The organism is Rhizobium sp. WYCCWR 11152 (assembly GCF_013087615.1).
GTDB classification, from domain to species: Bacteria; Pseudomonadota; Alphaproteobacteria; order Rhizobiales; family Rhizobiaceae; genus Rhizobium; species Rhizobium indicum.
The window spans coordinates 885,677-901,884 of sequence record NZ_JABFCP010000008.1 but is presented as its reverse complement, the minus strand read 5'-3'; the positions used below and the strand labels follow the sequence as shown (position 1 = coordinate 901,884).

The window sequence follows — 16,208 nt, the reverse complement described above, 5'->3', positions numbered from 1 at the left end:
GCGCAGCATATTCGACACGGAAATTCCAAGGGAGGAACGATGATGCGGGTTTTGGTAATTGGGGCAACGGGCCATGTCGGAACCTATCTCGTTCCCCGTCTGGTGGAGGCAGGTCACGACGTCGTCACGATCAGCCGAGGCACGGCGAAGCCCTATACGGCAAACCACGCCTGGGCTTCCGTCGATCAGCGTCAGATGGACCGGGCAGCGATGGAGCGGACGGGTGAGTTCGGCCCGGCCGTGCGTGGAGTGAAAGCCGATATCGTCATCGACATGATCTGCTTCACATTGGAAAGCGCCGAACAACTGGTGACGGCGCTGTCGGGGCATGTCGGTCACTTCCTGCATACCGGCACGATCTGGACGCATGGCCATTCGACGGTCGTACCCACGCTGGAGGAGACGCCGAAATTTCCCTTCGGCGACTATGGGACGCAGAAGGCTGATATCGAAACCTATCTGCTGCAGCAGGCAAGGCTTCGCGGATTTCCGGCAACCATCATCCATCCCGGGCACATTGTCGGTCCCGGCTGGACGCCGCTCAATCCGGCCGGCAATTTCAACCTGCAGGTCTTTTCAAGCCTTGCCCGCGGAGAGACCCTGGCGCTGCCCCATTTCGGCTTGGAGACCGTTCATCACGTCCATGCCGATGACGTGGCGGCGATGTTCATGGATGCAATCGCCAACTGGAATGCGTCGACCGGCGAAAGTTTCCACGCGGTTTCGGAGCAGGCATTGACCCTTCGCGGTTATGCCGAATCCATGTCTCGCTGGTTCGGGCACGAGCCGAAGCTCAGCTTCGCCCCATTCGACGCCTGGGCCGAAAGTCAGACGGCGGAGGATGCGAAGGCGACCTGGGAACATATCGCTCGCAGCCCGAATTGCTCGATCGCCAAAGCCAAACGCCTGTTGGGATACACCCCGAGATACACCTCCCTGCAGGCGGTGCAGGAATCGGTCGGCTGGCTGGTCGGGCAGGGGCGGATCAAGACCTGATCCGCCATCTCCGCCACTTCCTAACTGATCAGGATCGCCCTGAAATCATTGACATTGGTTCCGGTCGGGCCGGTTTCGAACAGATCGCCGGTGGCCGCAAAGCCTGAATAGCTGTTATTGCCGTCGAGCAGCCGGCGCGGATCGAGTCCGGCAGCACGCAGGCGTCTCACCGTGCCGCCATCAGCAAAGGCGCCGGCATTATCCTCCGAGCCGTCGATCCCGTCCGTGTCGGCTGCCAGGACATGAATGCCCTCCTGTCCGTCGATCGCAAGCGCCATGGCGAGCGCGAATTCGCCGTTGCGTCCGCCCTTGCCACCCCTGGTTCTCAGCGTCACCGTCGTCTCGCCGCCGGAAAGGATGACGACCGGCTTCGGAAACGGCCTGTTCCGGCCCGACACCTCGCGGGCGATCGCCGCATGCACCAGCGCCACGTCGCGCGATTCCCCCTCGATCGCATCCGAAAGAATGGCCGGCTCGATCCCCTGCGATTTTGCCAGTGCCGCTGCGGCCTCCAGCGAGACGCCGGCGGAGGCGATGATGTGATGTGCGTGCCGCAAGAAGACCGGATCGTCCGGCCGCGGTGCATCGGCCTTCGGCGAGTTCAGATGGTCGAGTGCTGCCTGCGGCAGCTGCAATCCGTATTGCCTGACGATGTCGAGCGCATCGTGTCGCGTCGAACCATCAGGGACCGTCGGCCCGGAGGCGACATGGGCCGGGTTGTCGCCGGGAATGTCGGAGACGATCAGACTGACGACCCTCGCTTTGGTCGCTGCCGCAAGTCTGCCGCCCTTGATGGTGGAGAGATGCTTGCGCACGACATTCATCGCCGAGATCGGCGCGCCCGAGGCAAGCAGCATTTCGTTGAGCGCGATCTCGTCTTCGAGGGTCAGTCCGTCCGGCGGGGCGGGCAGCAGCGCCGAGCCGCCGCCGCAGATCAGCGCGATCACCAGATCGTCTTCCGTCAATCCGTTCACCGTCTCCATCAGCCGCTTTGCGGCGGCAAGCCCCGCGGCATCGGGTACCGGATGGGCGGCCTCGATGATCTCGATGCCGCGTGTCTCGCAGCCATAGCTATAGCGGGTGACCACCAGGCCCTCGAACGCTCCGTCCCAAACGCTTTCAAGCGCCCGCGCCATCTGCGCCGCGCCCTTGCCGGCGCCGATCACCACGGTCCTTCCCTTCGGCCTATCGGGCAGATGCGCCTTGATGCCGGTCAGCGGATCGGCGGCGCGAACCGCCGCGTCGAACAGGCTTTTCAGGAAATCGCGGGGAGCGGTTATCGTCATCGGTGGTCTCTGCTGCCTCGGTGTCGATGGTGATGTGGGGCGCTTGCTGCACCATAGCCTACTGCATACTGCAGCAATTCAAAGTGTTACAGCGTCCTTTGCCGCTCTCGAAAAGCCGCGCGGTGCGATACACCCGCGTCAGTCGGCGAGGGCCGCCAGGATGCGAACCCAGGACCGTATGCCTTTATGGAAACTGGAGAGATCGTATTTTTCGTTCGGGCTATGGACGCGGTTGTCGAAGCGGGCGAAGCCGACCAGGAGAGCATCGCATCCGAGCCGGCGTTTGAATTCGCCGATGATCGGGATCGAGCCTCCCGTGCCGGCAAGGGCTGCTTCGCATTGCCATTCTGTCGAAAGCGCCTGAAGCGTCCTGGTGAGAAACGGACTGTCAATCGGCATGACGGTGGCCGGCGAAAGCCCGTAATCCCTGAAGCTGACCGAACAATCCCCAGGGATACGTGCGCGCACGTGCCGCTGGAAAGCATCGCGGATCGTCTGGGGATCCTGTCCTTCCACCAGGCGAAACGAAATCTTGGCGCTTGCCTTCGCCGGAATGACCGTCTTGAAGCCTTCGCCGGTATAACCGCCGCTCATGCCATTGATCTCGCAGCTCGGCCGCGCCCAGATCTGTTCGAGGACGGAACGGCCTGCCTCGCCGGCCGGATCTCTGAGGCCGATATCACCGAGAAAGGCCTCCTCGTCGAAGGGCAGTCTTTTCCACAGCGCCTTGATGGCGTCGGGGAGCTCTTTCACGCCATCATAAAAACCCTCGACCGCGACGCCGCCATCGGCTCGCCGCAGGCTCGAAACAACGTCTGACAGCACTTGCAGCGGATTGCGCGCGGCATTTCCGAACATGCCGGAATGCAGGTCTTGATCGGCGCAGGTGACCTCGATTTCCGTACTGAAGATACCGCGCAGCATCGTCGTGACCGCAGGCGTTTCGCGATCCCACATATCCGTGTCGCAGACGAAAACCGCATCGGCCTTCAACTCGTCCGCCGTGGCATCCAGAAAGGGTGCGAGGCTCGGGCTGCCGGCCTCTTCCTCGCCTTCGAACAGCACGCTCACCTGCACCGGCAGTTTCCCGGTGACGCTCTTCCAGGCGCGGCAGGCTTCGACGAAGGTCATCAACTGCCCCTTGTCGTCGGACGCGCCGCGCGCCACGATCGCGGTATCGCCGTTCGGCAAGGCTTCCATGCGCGGCTCGAACGGATCACTCGTCCACAGCGCCAGCGGATCGACCGGCTGGACATCGTAATGGCCGTAAAACAGCACATGCGGTCCGGACGCCGCTTTCTCGTGGGCGACCACCATCGGATGGCCGGTCGTTTTGCGCACCGATGCTTCGAAGCCGATGGCAGCCAGATCCCGGCTCAGCCATTCAGCAGCAGCCCGGCAGTGATCGCGATAGGCCGGGTCGGTCGAGACGCTCGGAATGCGGATCAGCTCGAAAAGCCGCGCCAGGCTACCATCGAGGCTTTGGTCCACATGGGCAAGAACGGCATCGATATCTTGGTCCATGGCATTAGTCATCGTCTCTCCTCAGCGTTTCAATCTTCCGGATCGAGAATGCAGCACTGCTCTGCTACAGGCGTCAGCACGGCGGACGCCCCTGTTTCCAGTGGATCGGATAGCGCCCCATTGGCGGTGATCTCTCCCGCGGCGGTCGTGCATTTATACTGATAGGCTCGGCCGAGATAGGTGCGCGTGCCGAGCACGGCCGCGATGCCGTCACCGTCACGGCTGACGGCAAGACCGTCTGCACGGCAGGCCAGGACGAAGTCGTCCTTGATCGGCCCGAATGTTTCCTGCGACAGTTGCAGCCGCGCTCCGCCCGTTGTTTCGGCGGTTATAAGCGCGCCGTTGCGCGCGGTCACCTTCATGCGGATCAGGTTCTCGAATCCGACGAAGCGGGCGACGAAAGCGTTGGCCGGCTGGCGATACAGCACCTCCGGCGCGTCGAGCTGCATGATGCGCCCGGCATTCATGATCGCCACCCTGTCGGAGATCGAGAATGCCTCCTCCTGGTCATGGGTGACGTAAAGCGATGTCGTGCCGTTGGCGCGCTGGAGCTGCCTTATCTCGACGCGCATGTCGATCCTGAGCTTTGCATCCAGATTGGAAAGCGGCTCGTCGAACATCAGAAGCGGCGGCTCGATGACCAGTGCCCGGGCGAGAGCCACGCGCTGTTTCTGGCCGCCTGACAGGGCCGACGGCAGGCGGTCGGCGAAGGCCGAAAGGCCGACGCGGTCCAGCATGGCCATCGTTCTTTTCGCCCGTTCCGACTGGGGAATGCGACGCTGCCTCAGGCCGAAGGCAACATTGTCCTGGACGCTCAGATGAGGAAAAAGCGCGTAGTTCTGAAAGACCAGCCCGATGTCGCGCGCATGCGCGGGAAGGCCGGTCAGGTCGCGCTCGCCGAGCTTGATGCTGCCGCTGCTTGGCTGCAGAAAGCCGGCCACGAGGCGCAATGTCGTTGTCTTTCCGCAGCCGCTGGAGCCGAGCAGGGAGACCAGCTCCCCGGCCATGACTGAGATCGACAGATCCTTGAGCACTTGCGTACTGCCGTAATGGGCCGAGATGGAATCGATGGTGAGGGATACGGTCAAGAGCGTTCTACTTTGTCAGGAAGGTGAGGCCGAGGGTGGCCTCGACGACGGCCATGACGCCGACTGTGACGAACATCAGCAGCACCGAGACCGACGCGATCGTCGGATCGAAGAACTGCTCCATATGCGCAAGGATCTGGATCGGCAGCGTCGAGATGCCCGGCCCGGTCAGGAAGACCGAAACCGACACGTCGTTGATCGAGGTGATGAAGGCGAGGATGAAGGCGGCGATGACCCCGGCGCGGATATTCGGCAGGACCACCGTCAGGAAGGTCTTCAATGGTGGGCAACCCAGGCTGATCGCCGCCTCCTCGACGGAAAAATCAAAGGCCGCCAGGCTGGCGCCGACGACACGCACCGAATAGGGCAGGATCAGCAAAGCATGACCGACCAGCAGGCTGATGAAGATCGGCAGCCCGAGGCCGATCGTGACTGATTTCATCAGCGAAAATCCAAAGACGATTTCCGGCACCAGGATCGGCAGCACGAAGATGGTGGAAAGCCAGCGCGGCAATTCCACCCGGTAGCGGTTGATCGCATAGGCGGCCGGGACGCCGATCAGCAAGGAGAGCGCCGTGCCGAGAAAGGCGACTTGCAGGCTGGTGATCGCGGTCGTGCGGAAGGCCTCGATCTGGAAGATATTGACGAACCACCGCAATGTCAGGCCCTGCGGCGGGAAGGTCAGATAGGTCGTGTCGCTGACAGCCGCACCGATGATGATGACGAGCGGCGCCAGCAGGAAGAAGAAAACGCAGGCCGCGAAGGCGGCGAGGATCGGGTGAACGCGCCTGTCCATTACACCGCCATCGGATTGAGCCGGCGTGCTATGCGGCTCATGATGAGAACGACGCCGAGCGTCAACACCACCATGATGGCGGCAATCGTCGATGCGCCAACCCAATCGAAAGTCACCATGGCGCGCTGGTAGAGGAAGGTCCCCATCATCATCTGCTTTTCTCCGCCGAGCAGTTGCGGTGTCGCATAGGAGGTGAAGCTGCCGGTGAAGACCAAGACCGCGCCGACGATGAGGCCGGGTGTCGCGAGCGGCAGGATCACCTGAAAGAATGTCATCAGCGGTTTCGCGCCGAGCGAGGCGGAGGCGTCGATCAGATCGCGCGGAATGCCTTCAAGCACCCCGACCAGCGTCAGGATCATCAGGGGAACAAAGAGATAGACCATGGCGACGATCACTGAGCCTTCGGTATAGAGCATCGAAAGCGGCTCACTGACGATGCCGGTCGAGATCAGCATGGCGTTCAGGATGCCGTTCTTCCCGAGAATGATCAGCCATGCGAAGGATCGGACGACGACACCTGTCAGCAGCGGAAAAACCGCCGCGATGATCATGATGCTCTTTGCGCGACCCGGCATCTGCGCGATCACATAGGCGGTGATGAAACCCACAGTGAGCGAAATCGCCGTCGTGATCAGGGCGATCTCGAGCGTCCGATAAAGAACCGCCCGGCGAAAGCCGCTGCTGAAGAATGTCACATAGGGCGCAAACACGCCCTTCGGTTCGGCAAACGTCGCCGCGATGGTGATGGCGACGGGAATGATGAGAAGCACAACGACGGCAATCGTCGCCGGCATCGTCAACACCCATCTGGCAAAAGGCTTCATCTCGAAACTCGTCGCATGTCCGAATGTTCAGAGCGCCGCATCTTGGGTCCGGATGTGCGGCGCTTCAATGTCTGGCGGCGAATCGGCCGGGGTATCGCGCAGCTTACTGACCGAAGACTTCGTTCCAGCGGTCGATCCAGTCGGCCTTGGCAGAATTCATCTTGGCATAGTCGATGCGGGTGAGGCTGGCGACCATATCCGGGCCATAGGTCCAGATCTTCGCCTGGTCCGGCGTCAGGCTGACCTTCGTCGAGATCGGCGCATCGACGCCTTGTTCGGCTTCAGCCTGCTGGACTTCTTTGGACAGGATGAAGTTGATGAACTGATGGGCGAGTTCGACATTTTCCGAACCCTTCGGGATGTTCACGGTGTTCAGCGTGGCGATATCGCCGTCCGTAAGCTTGGCCCATGTCATCGTCGGAACGGCCGCCTGCATCGATGCCAGGGTAAAGTCCTGGGCCAGCGCAACGCGCACTTCGCCTGTTGATATCAGGTTCACCAGCTCCGAGCCGGTGTTGTAGTTCTTGACGACATTGGGCTTCAGCGCCTCGATTTCCGAGAAGGCCTTGTCGGTGTCTTCATAGGCATCGGCGCCGCCATGTTTGCCGGCTTCCAGAACGACCAGCGGGCCGGCCGTAGTGGTGATGCCGGGCAGGGAGACGGAGCTTTTCAGATCGTCGCGCCACAGGTCGCCCCAGGCGGTGATCGGTGGGTTGACCTTGGCGGAATCATAGACGATGCCGACGCGACCGATCGTATAGGCGGGGCCGTATTTGCCCTGAGGCGCCTTGCCCAGCTCGTAGATATCCGCGAGGTTGGGGATCTTCGATGCATCGATCTCCTGGAACAATCCCTGTTCGATGCCGAGCTGCGAGAAGCTGTCGGTGAGATAGATGACATCGACGCCCTTGCCATCGCGCAATTTCAGCTTGTTGAGCCGGTCGGCATTGTTGCCGGTTTCGAACACGATCTCGCAGCCGCAAATCTTCTTGAACGGAGTGATGATGTTCGCATTCATCTTCTCGCCGTTATAGCCCCACCAGGAGATGGTCAGCGTCTTCGATTGCGCATGTGCCGCAGCGGTGCCGCCGACGGCGGCAAGCAGCGCAAGAGACAGGATTCGGGCAAAACGTCTGGCCTTCATGAGCAATGTCCTTCTGTGAAAAGCGGCGTTGGCAATCGGGATCGTACCCCCACGATTTGAGGGATACTATTTTTTGATCTGTCAGGCCGCAAGCTCAATAATTGGGCAAATACCCTCTTGTGCGGAGAATTTTCCGGGACCGGCCGATCAACTAACTCTTGGTTGATAACGTCTGGCCATCGCCCACAAAACGTGTGGCTGATCAGCGCTTTACACATTCGGGTGTGGTCTTTACGGTCCGGCGATTCCAGTTCTCACGGGCATTCCATTCATGGCCACTTCGCGCACCGTTCTTCCTGATGATCTGCTGATCAACGCGTCCGACGAGGTTCTGACGCGCCAGGATCTCGTGCTGACGGCGCTGGGACGCCGGCCCGCCGACAGGCTGTTGCGCGTGGGAAGGTTGCTCGATGTCCATACGAGGACGTGGCTTGACGATCAGGAGATCGTCATCAAGGGCCGCCGTATCGCTTATGTCGGCCCCGCCGGCAGTTACGCAGGCGAAGTGAGCGAGCGGTTCTCCGAGCCGGATCTTGCGGCCGTGCCGGGCTTCGGCGAGGCACACAAACATATCGAAAGCTCCCATCTGACGCCGGAATGGGAGGCGGCTTTGGTGATGCCGCATGGCGTGACCTGGACATGCGAGGCGAGCCACGAATTTTCCAACGTCAACGGCGCCCGCAATCTGGAATTCTGGCTGGAAGCGCGCCGGCGCGGATCGCCGATGAAAATCTTTCCCCTGCCTGGCTCCGCCGTCCCTCCGACCGCCTATGAATGGGGTGGCGGCTGGTTCGGCTACGATGAGCAGAAGGCCTTCCTTTCCGAAAGCCTGATGGTCGCCGGGCTCGACGAGGTCATGGACTGGCCGTCCATATCCGATCCCGGCAATCCTTCCTACGATCGGCTGTGGGGCATGATCGGCGCGACCTTCGAGCAGCGCGGCGTGGTCGAAGGCCACGGCGCCGGACTGCGCGACATGGCCTCGATCAATGCCTTCGCCGCAGCGGGTCTCGCCTCCGATCACGAAGGCTGGTTTCTCGATGAAATCTGGCAGAAGCTTCTCCACGGCCTTTTCATCGAGCTCAGGCCGCATTCTCTGCCGGAGGTCATCCGCGGTCTGATCGACAAGGGGCTGACGGACTGGTCGCAGATCGCCCTGGTGACCGACGACCGCAGCGCCTCAGACACACTGAAAATCGGTGCGACCGACCACAATGTCCGGCTCGCCATCGAAAACGGCCTTGCGCCGGAGACCGCCATCCAGTGCGTCACCCTCAATCCGGCACGCCATATGCGGCTGACGCCTTGGGTCGGATCGATAGCGCCGGGCCGTTTCGCCGACATCGTTCTTCTCAGCGACGTCGCCAGCCTGTCGATCGAAAAGGTATGGGCAGACGGGCGTCCTGTGTCCGAGGGCGCGACATTCATTGGCGTGCGCCCTGAAATCGACTGGCCGCAATGGGCGACGCGGACCGTGAAAATAGACCGGACGGTCACATCAGATGATTTCCGCATCGAGGCGCCGCCGAACCGGACCACGGTCAACGCAGCACTTTTGCGGCCGTTTCACTGGCACGACGATTTCATCACCATGGAATTGCCGGTGGAAGAGGGGGCCGTGCAGCGGGATCCCGCGCGCAATGTCACCAAGTTCTCGATTGTCGACCGGTTCTCCGGGGAGGCCAAGGTCTCCAGGATGTTCTGGCTGGGCACCGGACCGCGCACGCCGGAGACGGCGCTCGCCTCCACGCTCGGGCACGACAAGCACAATATCTGGACGGTCGGCTCATCAGACGAGGCGATGGCGATATCAGTCAATGCCCTGAACGAGCAGCAGGGCGGCTGGGTGCTGGTATCCGCAGGCAAGATTCTCGCCCGCGTCCGCTACGAGGTCGGCGGCCTGATGACGGCGCGTTCGGCCGAAGCGCTCGACGCGGAGATGCAGGCTCTTTATGCCGCCGGCGCCGGGATCGACTGGATGTACGAGCCGACCTTTTCGCCTCGATGGTGGCCGGGCTTTCCCGAACGCCTGTCGTTTGCGACGCTGACCTGTTCGCCCTGGCGCTGGGTCCTGGTCGCGCCGTCGGAGCTGGCGCCGGAGGGGTTCGTGAACGTGCTCACCGGCAAAACCCATCCGATTGTCTGGTGACATCGCGGTCCGCTAAATTTCCACCTGATTGATCTTCTTACTGCAGCAAATAGAAAGCATTAACCATAGTCCCGTAGACAACGAACAGGATCAAAGGAACCTGTGTTCGATGGCTACTGAAATGACCCGCCGGCCTGCCGGCGCCAATGAAGGCAAGATTATTGCCTTTCCCGCTGGAACCGGAACTGCCAATGTCGAGCGCTGCGCTCGCGAACTCGGCCGGCGGCACGGCGCAGATGCGATAGAATTCTGGAAGGCCGAATGCCGCAGGCTTGCCGATCAGCTTCTGGCGGCCGGTATGCCGGAGAGCGATGTCGGTCAGCGGGTGCTGCAGTTTCAGCAAGATGTCCAGAGCGAACTGGTCTTCAGCCACCAAAACGGACCACTGCCCAAGTCTCAAAACCGATAGCCGCGATCTTCGGGGAGGTCTGCCGGATCTGGCCGAAAACCGCGCTCCGATCGTCGTCGATCTGCAAGTTTTGCAGCTTCGCCTGTGAGACTGGGTCGTCCTATCCCTCTTCGTAAACCGCCTCCGGCGGCAGCGCCAGCAGGCGATCCGCCATCTCCTGCTTTAGCCAGGCGAGACGCTCCTCTTCCTGGGGTGTCCGGTCGGGCTTGCGGCCGAGCATGATGAATTCCTCGCGGACATGACCGTCGCACAGTTGCAGGGTGACGGTGCGGCCGTGATAGCTGAGCTCGAAGACGTAGCGGGCGAGGATATCGCCGCGCTCCGGCCGATCGAGCGAGGGATCGACGCTATAGCGCCCTTCCGTCAATGCACGCGTCACCATTTCGAAAGCGTCACGCCCGCCCGGGCCGCGAAAGGCCGTGCGGATCGAGATTTCGCGGCGCTCCGGCGGTCCGTCGGTGCTGAGCAGCGGAAAGGCGCGCTCCATCACCTTGAAGGCATGGGCGACACCACCGGGAAAACCATAGCCGTGATAATGCATGATGTCGGCGAAGCCGTAGGCAAGCGGTTTGCCGTCTTCGAGCACTTCGATCTTCGTTTCGTTCATTCCGATTTTCCCTTGTCCAGTTCCTTGCGCATCCACGGAAGGAAACCATCCAGGAAGCGAGTCGTCGCCGGCATGAAATGCGATCCGTGGTGGAAGCAGGGGTCGAGGCTGGTGATCACCATGCGGCCCGCCGTCGTGACCTCGTCTACATAGAGGATCGGCTTGCCTTCCTCGTTCACCGCCAGAACCTCGACGCCCTCAGGTGGGTCGAACCAGCCGTGAAGGTGCCAGGTCAGATCGTCCTGCCTAAGATGTTCGAACAGCGAATGGCCGGGTGCTGAGACCCTGACGCCGAGATCGGCGCCCTCGGTCAGCCACCACCACCAGTTTGTCGGTTGCGGCGTGAAATGGATCGCTGGCAGAAACGCTTCCCATGCCGTCTCGCCGGTCGCAACGATCGTGCCGCCCTGGTCGAGATAGGCGCGCAGCTGTGCTGCATGCGGCGCCATCCGGTCCGCCGGCGTCCGGCAGGGAATGAACAGCACCTTGTGTTCGCTGAGTTCGACCGAGGGCAGCTCCTCCGGGCGCACCAGCCTGTCGAAATGATGCCGGTAGCGCGGCGCTTCCAGCGTCTCGATGTGGTAGTAGGCGCCGGGATGGATCGCGAGCACGCTCATCGGTTCAGCTCCCCCGCCAGCCAGGCGATAACACGGCCGGCCAGTTGCTTTTTGATGTCGGAATCGTCTCCGCAACCCCAGAACTCGTTTCCAGCATGCGACAATATTTCTCCGCCCACCGGCCGCGCCCAGATCCAGTCGACGGGAACGGCAGCCGATCCGAATGTATTGATCGCAACGGCGCCAGGCGGCATTGGATTGTGTCCGCGGCCGTAGAAACCGGCGACGCCGCGGTTCGTTTCCAGCATCCTCTGGTCGATGCCGGTAAAAACAGGATGGTCGAATTGCCTGACCTGCACGAAGTCGGCTCTTTTCGGCTGCGGCATCGGGATATAGGCGCCGAGTTCCGGCAGAATCGGCCGAAGCATGTGGCCGTTGAAGATCCACCGGCCGCCTCGGCCGAGGAAGGATGCCACCGCCGGCGCGTATCTGAGGAAGCCGATCTGATCGAGATGGGTCGTGGTGATGAGGCCGCTTGCGGCGGCGAAATGCGCCTCGGTCAGCTCCATCTCGCGTACGGTGATCAGCTTGCCCTGCGCGGTCGCCTCGGCGAAAGCCGGCGGGTTCATGCTGAAAGGGTCTTGATAATGCGACTGGATCAGAAGGATGCTCATGCGGCGCAAATTCCTGCAAAGGCGGGCAGAACTGCGCGATGCCCGTCGCCTGTCGGACCGACGAGCTCGACCACCCGCATCGGTACCCCGTAAAGCCGTTCGAGGTGTTCCGGCGTGATCGTCTCCGCGACCGGACCGAACAGCGATTGACCATCGGGCATCATCAGCAGCGCATCGTCGGCGGCGGCAAGTGCATGGTTCGGATCATGTGTCGTGAAGGCGATTGCCTTGTCGCGCGGTTCGCGCAGGCTTTTGAGCAGGTCGAGCAGCCGCTCCTGGTTGCGAAGGTCGAGGGCGGCGGCTGGCTCGTCGAGGACGATCGCCTCCGACCCGGTGGCGAGCGCTCGCGCCAGAAGCACGAGCTGCCGTTCGCCGCCGGAAAGCCGGTCGAAGAAATGATCGGCAAAGCGGGTGGCCCCCGCACGTTCAAGCGCGGCATGGGCAATCTCGAAATCGGAAGGTCCCGGTTGGCCGAAGAGGCCGAGATGTGCTGCCCGCCCCATGACGGCGACGTCGATGGCGCGGTAACGCTGGTTGCTGCTTCCGGTCTGCGGGACGTAGCCGACAATGGCGGGCGCCACCCGGCTGCCTTCGTCCAGCCGCTGAAAGCCGAGCATGGCTTTCAGCGTGGTCGTCTTACCACGTCCGTTGGGGCCGAGAATGGCGAGCGACCGCCCGACGGGAACTGAGAAAGTCAGGCGGTCGAGGATGGTGCGCACCCCGAACCTGACGACTGCATCCGTCAATCCGATCATGATCCCGTCCTTTCGCGATAGTGATGGCGCAGGAGAGCCGCAAAGATCGGCGCGCCGACAAGGGCGGTGATCACGCCGAGCGGGATTTCCGCGGCCGTTGCCGTGCGGGCGAGGGTGTCGATGCAGACCATGAATCCTGCGCCGAGCACGGCGGCTGCGGGCAGCAGCGCGCGGTGATCATGGCCGACCAGCAGGCGGGCGGCGTGGGGAATGACGATGCCGATCCAGCCGATGATGCCGGAGACTGCGACCTGGCTGCCGACGATGACGGCGATGAGGCAGAAGACCAGCCATCTCTCGCGTATCGTATTGGCGCCGAGGCTGCGGGCTTCGGCTTCGTCGAGCGACAGGATGTTGAGCCTGAAGCGGAGCATCCACAGGAAGCAGCTTCCGAGGATGAGGCCGGGTGCTGCCACCAGCGTGCGTTCCCACGTGGCTGTCGCGAAGGATCCCATCAGCCAGTACACGATGGCGGGAAGGGACGTGTTGGGATCGGCGATGAACTGCAGCAGCGAGACCACTGCTGAGAACATCGAGCTGATGACCAGCCCCGACAGGATCACGGTTACCGTTTCGGAGCGGCCGTTGATGCGCGACAGCAGCCCCACCAGGATGACGGCCGCCATGCCGCAGAGGAACACCATGGCGATCAGCGGAAATCCCCAGATGCCGAGTATGATCGCCAGCGCGCCGCCGAAGGCGGCACCCTGCGAAATGCCGAGTATGTCTGGCGAAACCAGCGGATTTCGAAACACGCCCTGAAGGCCGGCGCCGGAGATGGCGAGGCCAGCGCCGGCAAGTGCAGCAAGCACGACGCGCGGCGCACGCACCAGCAGCACGATGCGTTCGTCGATCCCGGCAAGCTCCCGCGACGGATCGCTGATCCCCTGCCAGATCAGTTCCAATGCGCGTCCAGCCGGCACCGAGAACCGTCCGACGCAGAGGCTGACGGTGAAGGCGACCACCAGCAGTGCCAGCAGCAAAGTGAAGACCAGTGTCTGCCTCGCGAGGTGAATCCGGCGGGCCGCCGGCGCCATCTCCTCATGCGTCATCGGCGCCATGATGTCACTTTGCCTCGAACTGAGCGTAGTCGGCGGCGGCGCCCTGTTCCTTCAGCCAAAGGATATTGTCGATATCGCTATCGGCCAGGTCGTAGTTGTAAAGGGTCTTGTAGGCCGTCTTCATTTCCGTCCGCAGGTCGTATTTGAAGACCTCGGGATGGAGCAGGTTGGCCGTCCACATCCAGGACAACGGCGATTCCTGGCTCGGCGGATCCCAGCGATAGCCGCCGAGCGGCATCTTGTAGACCCGCTTGGATTTGGCGGCATTGGTGAGAGACAGGATCGGATCGTTATAGACCCAGTCGACGTTCAGCTTCGCCTCGAAAGCATTGAGGAAGATGACGTCGGGGTTCCACGCTGCGATCTGTTCCTTGTTCACCGAGACAGTGCCGTTGAGTTCTTCCGAGGCGTTCCTGCCGCCTGCAAGCTGGATGGACCAGGCATTGTAATTGCTCTTCGTGCCGGAGGCGCTGATATCGGAGAGCGCGCGGCCGAGGTAGAGAACGCTCGGCTTCTTGTCGTCGGGGATCGCTGTCGCCTTGGCCTGGATATCCTTCTGGACGCGATCGCGCCATTCCACCAGTTCGCCGATCCGCTCGGGCTTGCCGATCGCCTTCGCGGCCATGGTCATATAATCGCGGGTCAGCTCTTCCGTGCCGTAAAGGATCAGCATCGTGGTGAGCCCGGCATTGGTGATGGGCGCGACGATGTCGGCGCCGCGATCACCCCACTGAATGACGAGATCGGGATTGGCGGCGGTGAGCGCCTCGACATTCGGCACGAAATTCGGCGCGGTCACGTCCGACGGAATATCCTTCGCCTCGGGGAAGATCTTTCCGAGAATCCCTTCGACCACGGCGCTCTTTGCCGTCGGGTTCATGCCAATGAGCTTCCGGGTGCTGCCATCCAGCGCGATGACGGTGGAAGCCATTGGGATGACGATCGAGACGACACGTTCGGCAGCCTTTGCCAGCCGCACCTCGCGGTTCCCCTGATCCTTGAAGACGATCTCTTCGGCAAAAGCTGCCGGTGCAAACAGCACGGCGGCAAGTGCGGCCGCCATGCGGCGGCGCAAAGCAGTTGTGATAAAAAGCGAAAGCGGAACCATGGTGTCTCCCCGTATGACGATGAGCGCCATTCCTATTCCGCGTATTTATTCTTGTCTACAAATCTCCACTTTAATTAGCGACATGACTACTTCATCAGCCCAGCGGACCGGAGGGCATCTTCAATGACCTTCTGGATACCGCCACGATCGTTACCTGTGCCGAATCGATCTGCAGCGTTTTCCGGTTGCGCAGCAGAGGGTTTTGCGTCGCGCCGTTTTTCAAATGAGGGGACCAGACCCCAGGACCTGGCAGTTTCGACGGTCGATGAAATTCCGACCTCAAGCATGAAGGGGCCGCTTGCCCCGTATCCGGTGCCGACATCGAGCGGCGTGCCGTGATCCATCCCGGCAATCGTATAGAGCTCGATTACTTCGACACCGTGAGCATCGGTCCAGACCTTTCGCTGGTGTCGTCCGATATCTTCGACGCGCCCCGGCGATGCGTCAACGCCGTGGATATTTCTCCATTGCTCCACGATCGCATTCGCATTGGATGGCACGACGGTTCTGTCTGCGCTCCCCTGCCACAGTAATAGTGTCGGCCACGGGCCTTTGTGCCCTGAAGCGTTTCTCAATCGCAGTTCAAGCTCTTTGGCAGTCGGGCTGCCGTGACCGCGCATTCGGTCAAACGCCTCGGGAATGCTTGCGGCACTTGCATATGGTAGGCCCGCGATGATCGCGCCGCCCGCAAAAACGTCGGGATAGGTGGCGAGCATGGCGGCGGCCATGGCGCCGCCCGCCGAAAGCCCGGTCACGAACACGCGCCTGCCGTCGATACCGTGTTCCGCAACGATCTTTGCGATCATCTGGCGAATGGAAAAGACCTCGCCGTGATCCCGGCGGATGTCCTTCGGGTTAAACCAATTGAAGCATAGGTTTGGGTTGTTTGCCCTTCGTTGCTCGGGAAACAGCAGCGCGAAGCCGTAGTCCTCGGCCAATCGCGACCAACCGGACCCGATATCGTACCCGGCGGCAGTCTGGGTGCAGCCGTGCAGGACGACGACCAGGGCCATGTTTTTCCCGCGCTTCGACGGCAAATAGGTGTAGCCCCCTAAGGCGCCCGGGTTTGAGCCAAACGCATCCAAGGCGACGAGGTCGGGGTTGTTCTGCGTGGGTTGGGCGCGAAGGGTTCCTCGCAGCGCAGCAAGGCGTGCGAGCGTGTCTGACATAGATCTCATGAAAGTCTCCGCCAATCAGCAGCCGGGATGGCGGTGATGCTGAACTAAACGC

General features: G+C 61.9%; 15 protein-coding genes and 1 pseudogene. 3 read left to right on the top strand and 13 right to left on the bottom strand.

What is annotated here, in order from left to right:
* The first annotated feature begins 39 nt into the window (after positions 1-39).
* Positions 40-996 carry an NAD-dependent epimerase/dehydratase family protein gene (locus tag G9X67_RS14265; protein WP_171598918.1) on the top strand — a complete coding sequence of 319 codons (957 nt, stop codon included), beginning with the start codon at positions 40-42 and terminating at the stop codon, positions 994-996.
* Between the two features lie 20 nt (positions 997-1,016).
* Here G9X67_RS14265 and G9X67_RS14260 read toward each other — a convergent pair whose 3' ends face one another.
* From G9X67_RS14260 to G9X67_RS14235, 6 genes are all read right to left on the bottom strand, one after another.
* Positions 1,017-2,282, bottom strand: coding sequence for a glycerate kinase (locus tag G9X67_RS14260; RefSeq protein ID WP_171598917.1), 1,266 nt, complete (start codon positions 2,280-2,282; stop codon positions 1,017-1,019).
* Positions 2,283-2,420: 138 nt separating this feature from the next.
* Positions 2,421-3,818, bottom strand: a complete 1,398-nt coding sequence (locus tag G9X67_RS14255; RefSeq protein WP_171598916.1) for a dipeptidase — start codon at positions 3,816-3,818, stop codon at positions 2,421-2,423.
* Between the two features lie 17 nt (positions 3,819-3,835).
* Positions 3,836-4,894: an ABC transporter ATP-binding protein gene (locus tag G9X67_RS14250; protein WP_171598915.1), complete on the bottom strand. Its 1,059-nt coding sequence runs from the start codon at positions 4,892-4,894 to the stop codon at positions 3,836-3,838.
* 7 nt (positions 4,895-4,901) lie between these two features.
* The gene (locus G9X67_RS14245) at positions 4,902-5,690 is read right to left on the bottom strand and encodes an ABC transporter permease (RefSeq protein ID WP_168724914.1); all 789 of its coding nucleotides are present in this window, start codon (positions 5,688-5,690) and stop codon (positions 4,902-4,904) included.
* Complete coding sequence (locus G9X67_RS14240; protein WP_171598914.1) at positions 5,690-6,514, bottom strand: ABC transporter permease; 825 nt, start codon at positions 6,512-6,514, stop codon at positions 5,690-5,692. The genes G9X67_RS14245 and G9X67_RS14240 overlap by 1 nt, the downstream gene beginning before the upstream one ends.
* A gap of 103 nt (positions 6,515-6,617) precedes the next feature.
* On the bottom strand, positions 6,618-7,658 hold the full coding sequence (locus G9X67_RS14235) for an ABC transporter substrate-binding protein (protein WP_171598913.1): 1,041 nt from the start codon (positions 7,656-7,658) through the stop codon (positions 6,618-6,620).
* Between the two features lie 194 nt (positions 7,659-7,852).
* Here G9X67_RS14235 and G9X67_RS14230 point away from each other — a divergent pair.
* Positions 7,853-9,807, top strand: a pseudogene (locus G9X67_RS14230) (adenine deaminase C-terminal domain-containing protein).
* A 109-nt stretch (positions 9,808-9,916) separates the two neighbouring features.
* Entirely contained in the window at positions 9,917-10,216 is a 300-nt protein-coding gene (locus G9X67_RS14225; protein ID WP_003538909.1) for a DUF6074 family protein, read from the top strand.
* A 100-nt stretch (positions 10,217-10,316) separates the two neighbouring features.
* Here G9X67_RS14225 and G9X67_RS14220 read toward each other — a convergent pair whose 3' ends face one another.
* The 7 genes from G9X67_RS14220 to G9X67_RS14190 are packed head-to-tail and all read right to left on the bottom strand — an operon-like array spanning position 10,317 to position 16,156.
* The gene (locus tag G9X67_RS14220; RefSeq protein WP_171598912.1) at positions 10,317-10,823 is read right to left on the bottom strand and encodes a hypothetical protein; all 507 of its coding nucleotides are present in this window, start codon (positions 10,821-10,823) and stop codon (positions 10,317-10,319) included.
* Complete coding sequence (locus G9X67_RS14215) at positions 10,820-11,440, bottom strand: hypothetical protein (RefSeq protein WP_171598911.1); 621 nt, start codon at positions 11,438-11,440, stop codon at positions 10,820-10,822. The genes G9X67_RS14220 and G9X67_RS14215 overlap by 4 nt, the downstream gene beginning before the upstream one ends.
* Entirely contained in the window at positions 11,437-12,054 is a 618-nt protein-coding gene (locus G9X67_RS14210; protein WP_171598910.1) for a hypothetical protein, read from the bottom strand. The genes G9X67_RS14215 and G9X67_RS14210 overlap by 4 nt, the downstream gene beginning before the upstream one ends.
* Entirely contained in the window at positions 12,051-12,809 is a 759-nt protein-coding gene (locus tag G9X67_RS14205) for an ABC transporter ATP-binding protein (protein ID WP_138329854.1), read from the bottom strand. Before G9X67_RS14205 ends, G9X67_RS14210 begins: the two co-directional genes overlap by 4 nt.
* Complete coding sequence (locus tag G9X67_RS14200) at positions 12,806-13,870, bottom strand: iron ABC transporter permease (RefSeq protein WP_171598909.1); 1,065 nt, start codon at positions 13,868-13,870, stop codon at positions 12,806-12,808. Before G9X67_RS14200 ends, G9X67_RS14205 begins: the two co-directional genes overlap by 4 nt.
* Before the next feature lie 4 nt (positions 13,871-13,874).
* Positions 13,875-15,008 carry an ABC transporter substrate-binding protein gene (locus tag G9X67_RS14195; protein ID WP_138390835.1) on the bottom strand — a complete coding sequence of 378 codons (1,134 nt, stop codon included), beginning with the start codon at positions 15,006-15,008 and terminating at the stop codon, positions 13,875-13,877.
* A 56-nt stretch (positions 15,009-15,064) separates the two neighbouring features.
* Positions 15,065-16,156, bottom strand: a complete 1,092-nt coding sequence (locus G9X67_RS14190; protein ID WP_171598908.1) for a PHB depolymerase family esterase — start codon at positions 16,154-16,156, stop codon at positions 15,065-15,067.
* Positions 16,157-16,208: the final 52 nt, after the last annotated feature.

What these genes read in the sequence shown, in the direction of transcription:
- G9X67_RS14265 (WP_171598918.1), top strand. Translation starts at nt 40, where the DNA reads ATGATGCGGGTTTTGGTAATTGGGGCAACGGGCCATGTCGGAACCTAT.
- G9X67_RS14260 (WP_171598917.1), bottom strand. Translation starts at nt 2,282, where the DNA reads ATGACGATAACCGCTCCCCGCGATTTCCTGAAAAGCCTGTTCGACGCG.
- G9X67_RS14255 (WP_171598916.1), bottom strand. Translation starts at nt 3,818, where the DNA reads ATGACTAATGCCATGGACCAAGATATCGATGCCGTTCTTGCCCATGTG.
- G9X67_RS14245 (WP_168724914.1), bottom strand. Translation starts at nt 5,690, where the DNA reads ATGGACAGGCGCGTTCACCCGATCCTCGCCGCCTTCGCGGCCTGCGTT.
- G9X67_RS14240 (WP_171598914.1), bottom strand. Translation starts at nt 6,514, where the DNA reads ATGAAGCCTTTTGCCAGATGGGTGTTGACGATGCCGGCGACGATTGCC.
- G9X67_RS14235 (WP_171598913.1), bottom strand. Translation starts at nt 7,658, where the DNA reads ATGAAGGCCAGACGTTTTGCCCGAATCCTGTCTCTTGCGCTGCTTGCC.
- G9X67_RS14225 (WP_003538909.1), top strand. Translation starts at nt 9,917, where the DNA reads ATGGCTACTGAAATGACCCGCCGGCCTGCCGGCGCCAATGAAGGCAAG.
- G9X67_RS14220 (WP_171598912.1), bottom strand. Translation starts at nt 10,823, where the DNA reads ATGAACGAAACGAAGATCGAAGTGCTCGAAGACGGCAAACCGCTTGCC.
- G9X67_RS14215 (WP_171598911.1), bottom strand. Translation starts at nt 11,440, where the DNA reads ATGAGCGTGCTCGCGATCCATCCCGGCGCCTACTACCACATCGAGACG.
- G9X67_RS14210 (WP_171598910.1), bottom strand. Translation starts at nt 12,054, where the DNA reads ATGAGCATCCTTCTGATCCAGTCGCATTATCAAGACCCTTTCAGCATG.
- G9X67_RS14205 (WP_138329854.1), bottom strand. Translation starts at nt 12,809, where the DNA reads ATGATCGGATTGACGGATGCAGTCGTCAGGTTCGGGGTGCGCACCATC.
- G9X67_RS14200 (WP_171598909.1), bottom strand. Translation starts at nt 13,870, where the DNA reads ATGGCGCCGATGACGCATGAGGAGATGGCGCCGGCGGCCCGCCGGATT.
- G9X67_RS14195 (WP_138390835.1), bottom strand. Translation starts at nt 15,008, where the DNA reads ATGGCGCTCATCGTCATACGGGGAGACACCATGGTTCCGCTTTCGCTT.
- G9X67_RS14190 (WP_171598908.1), bottom strand. Translation starts at nt 16,156, where the DNA reads ATGAGATCTATGTCAGACACGCTCGCACGCCTTGCTGCGCTGCGAGGA.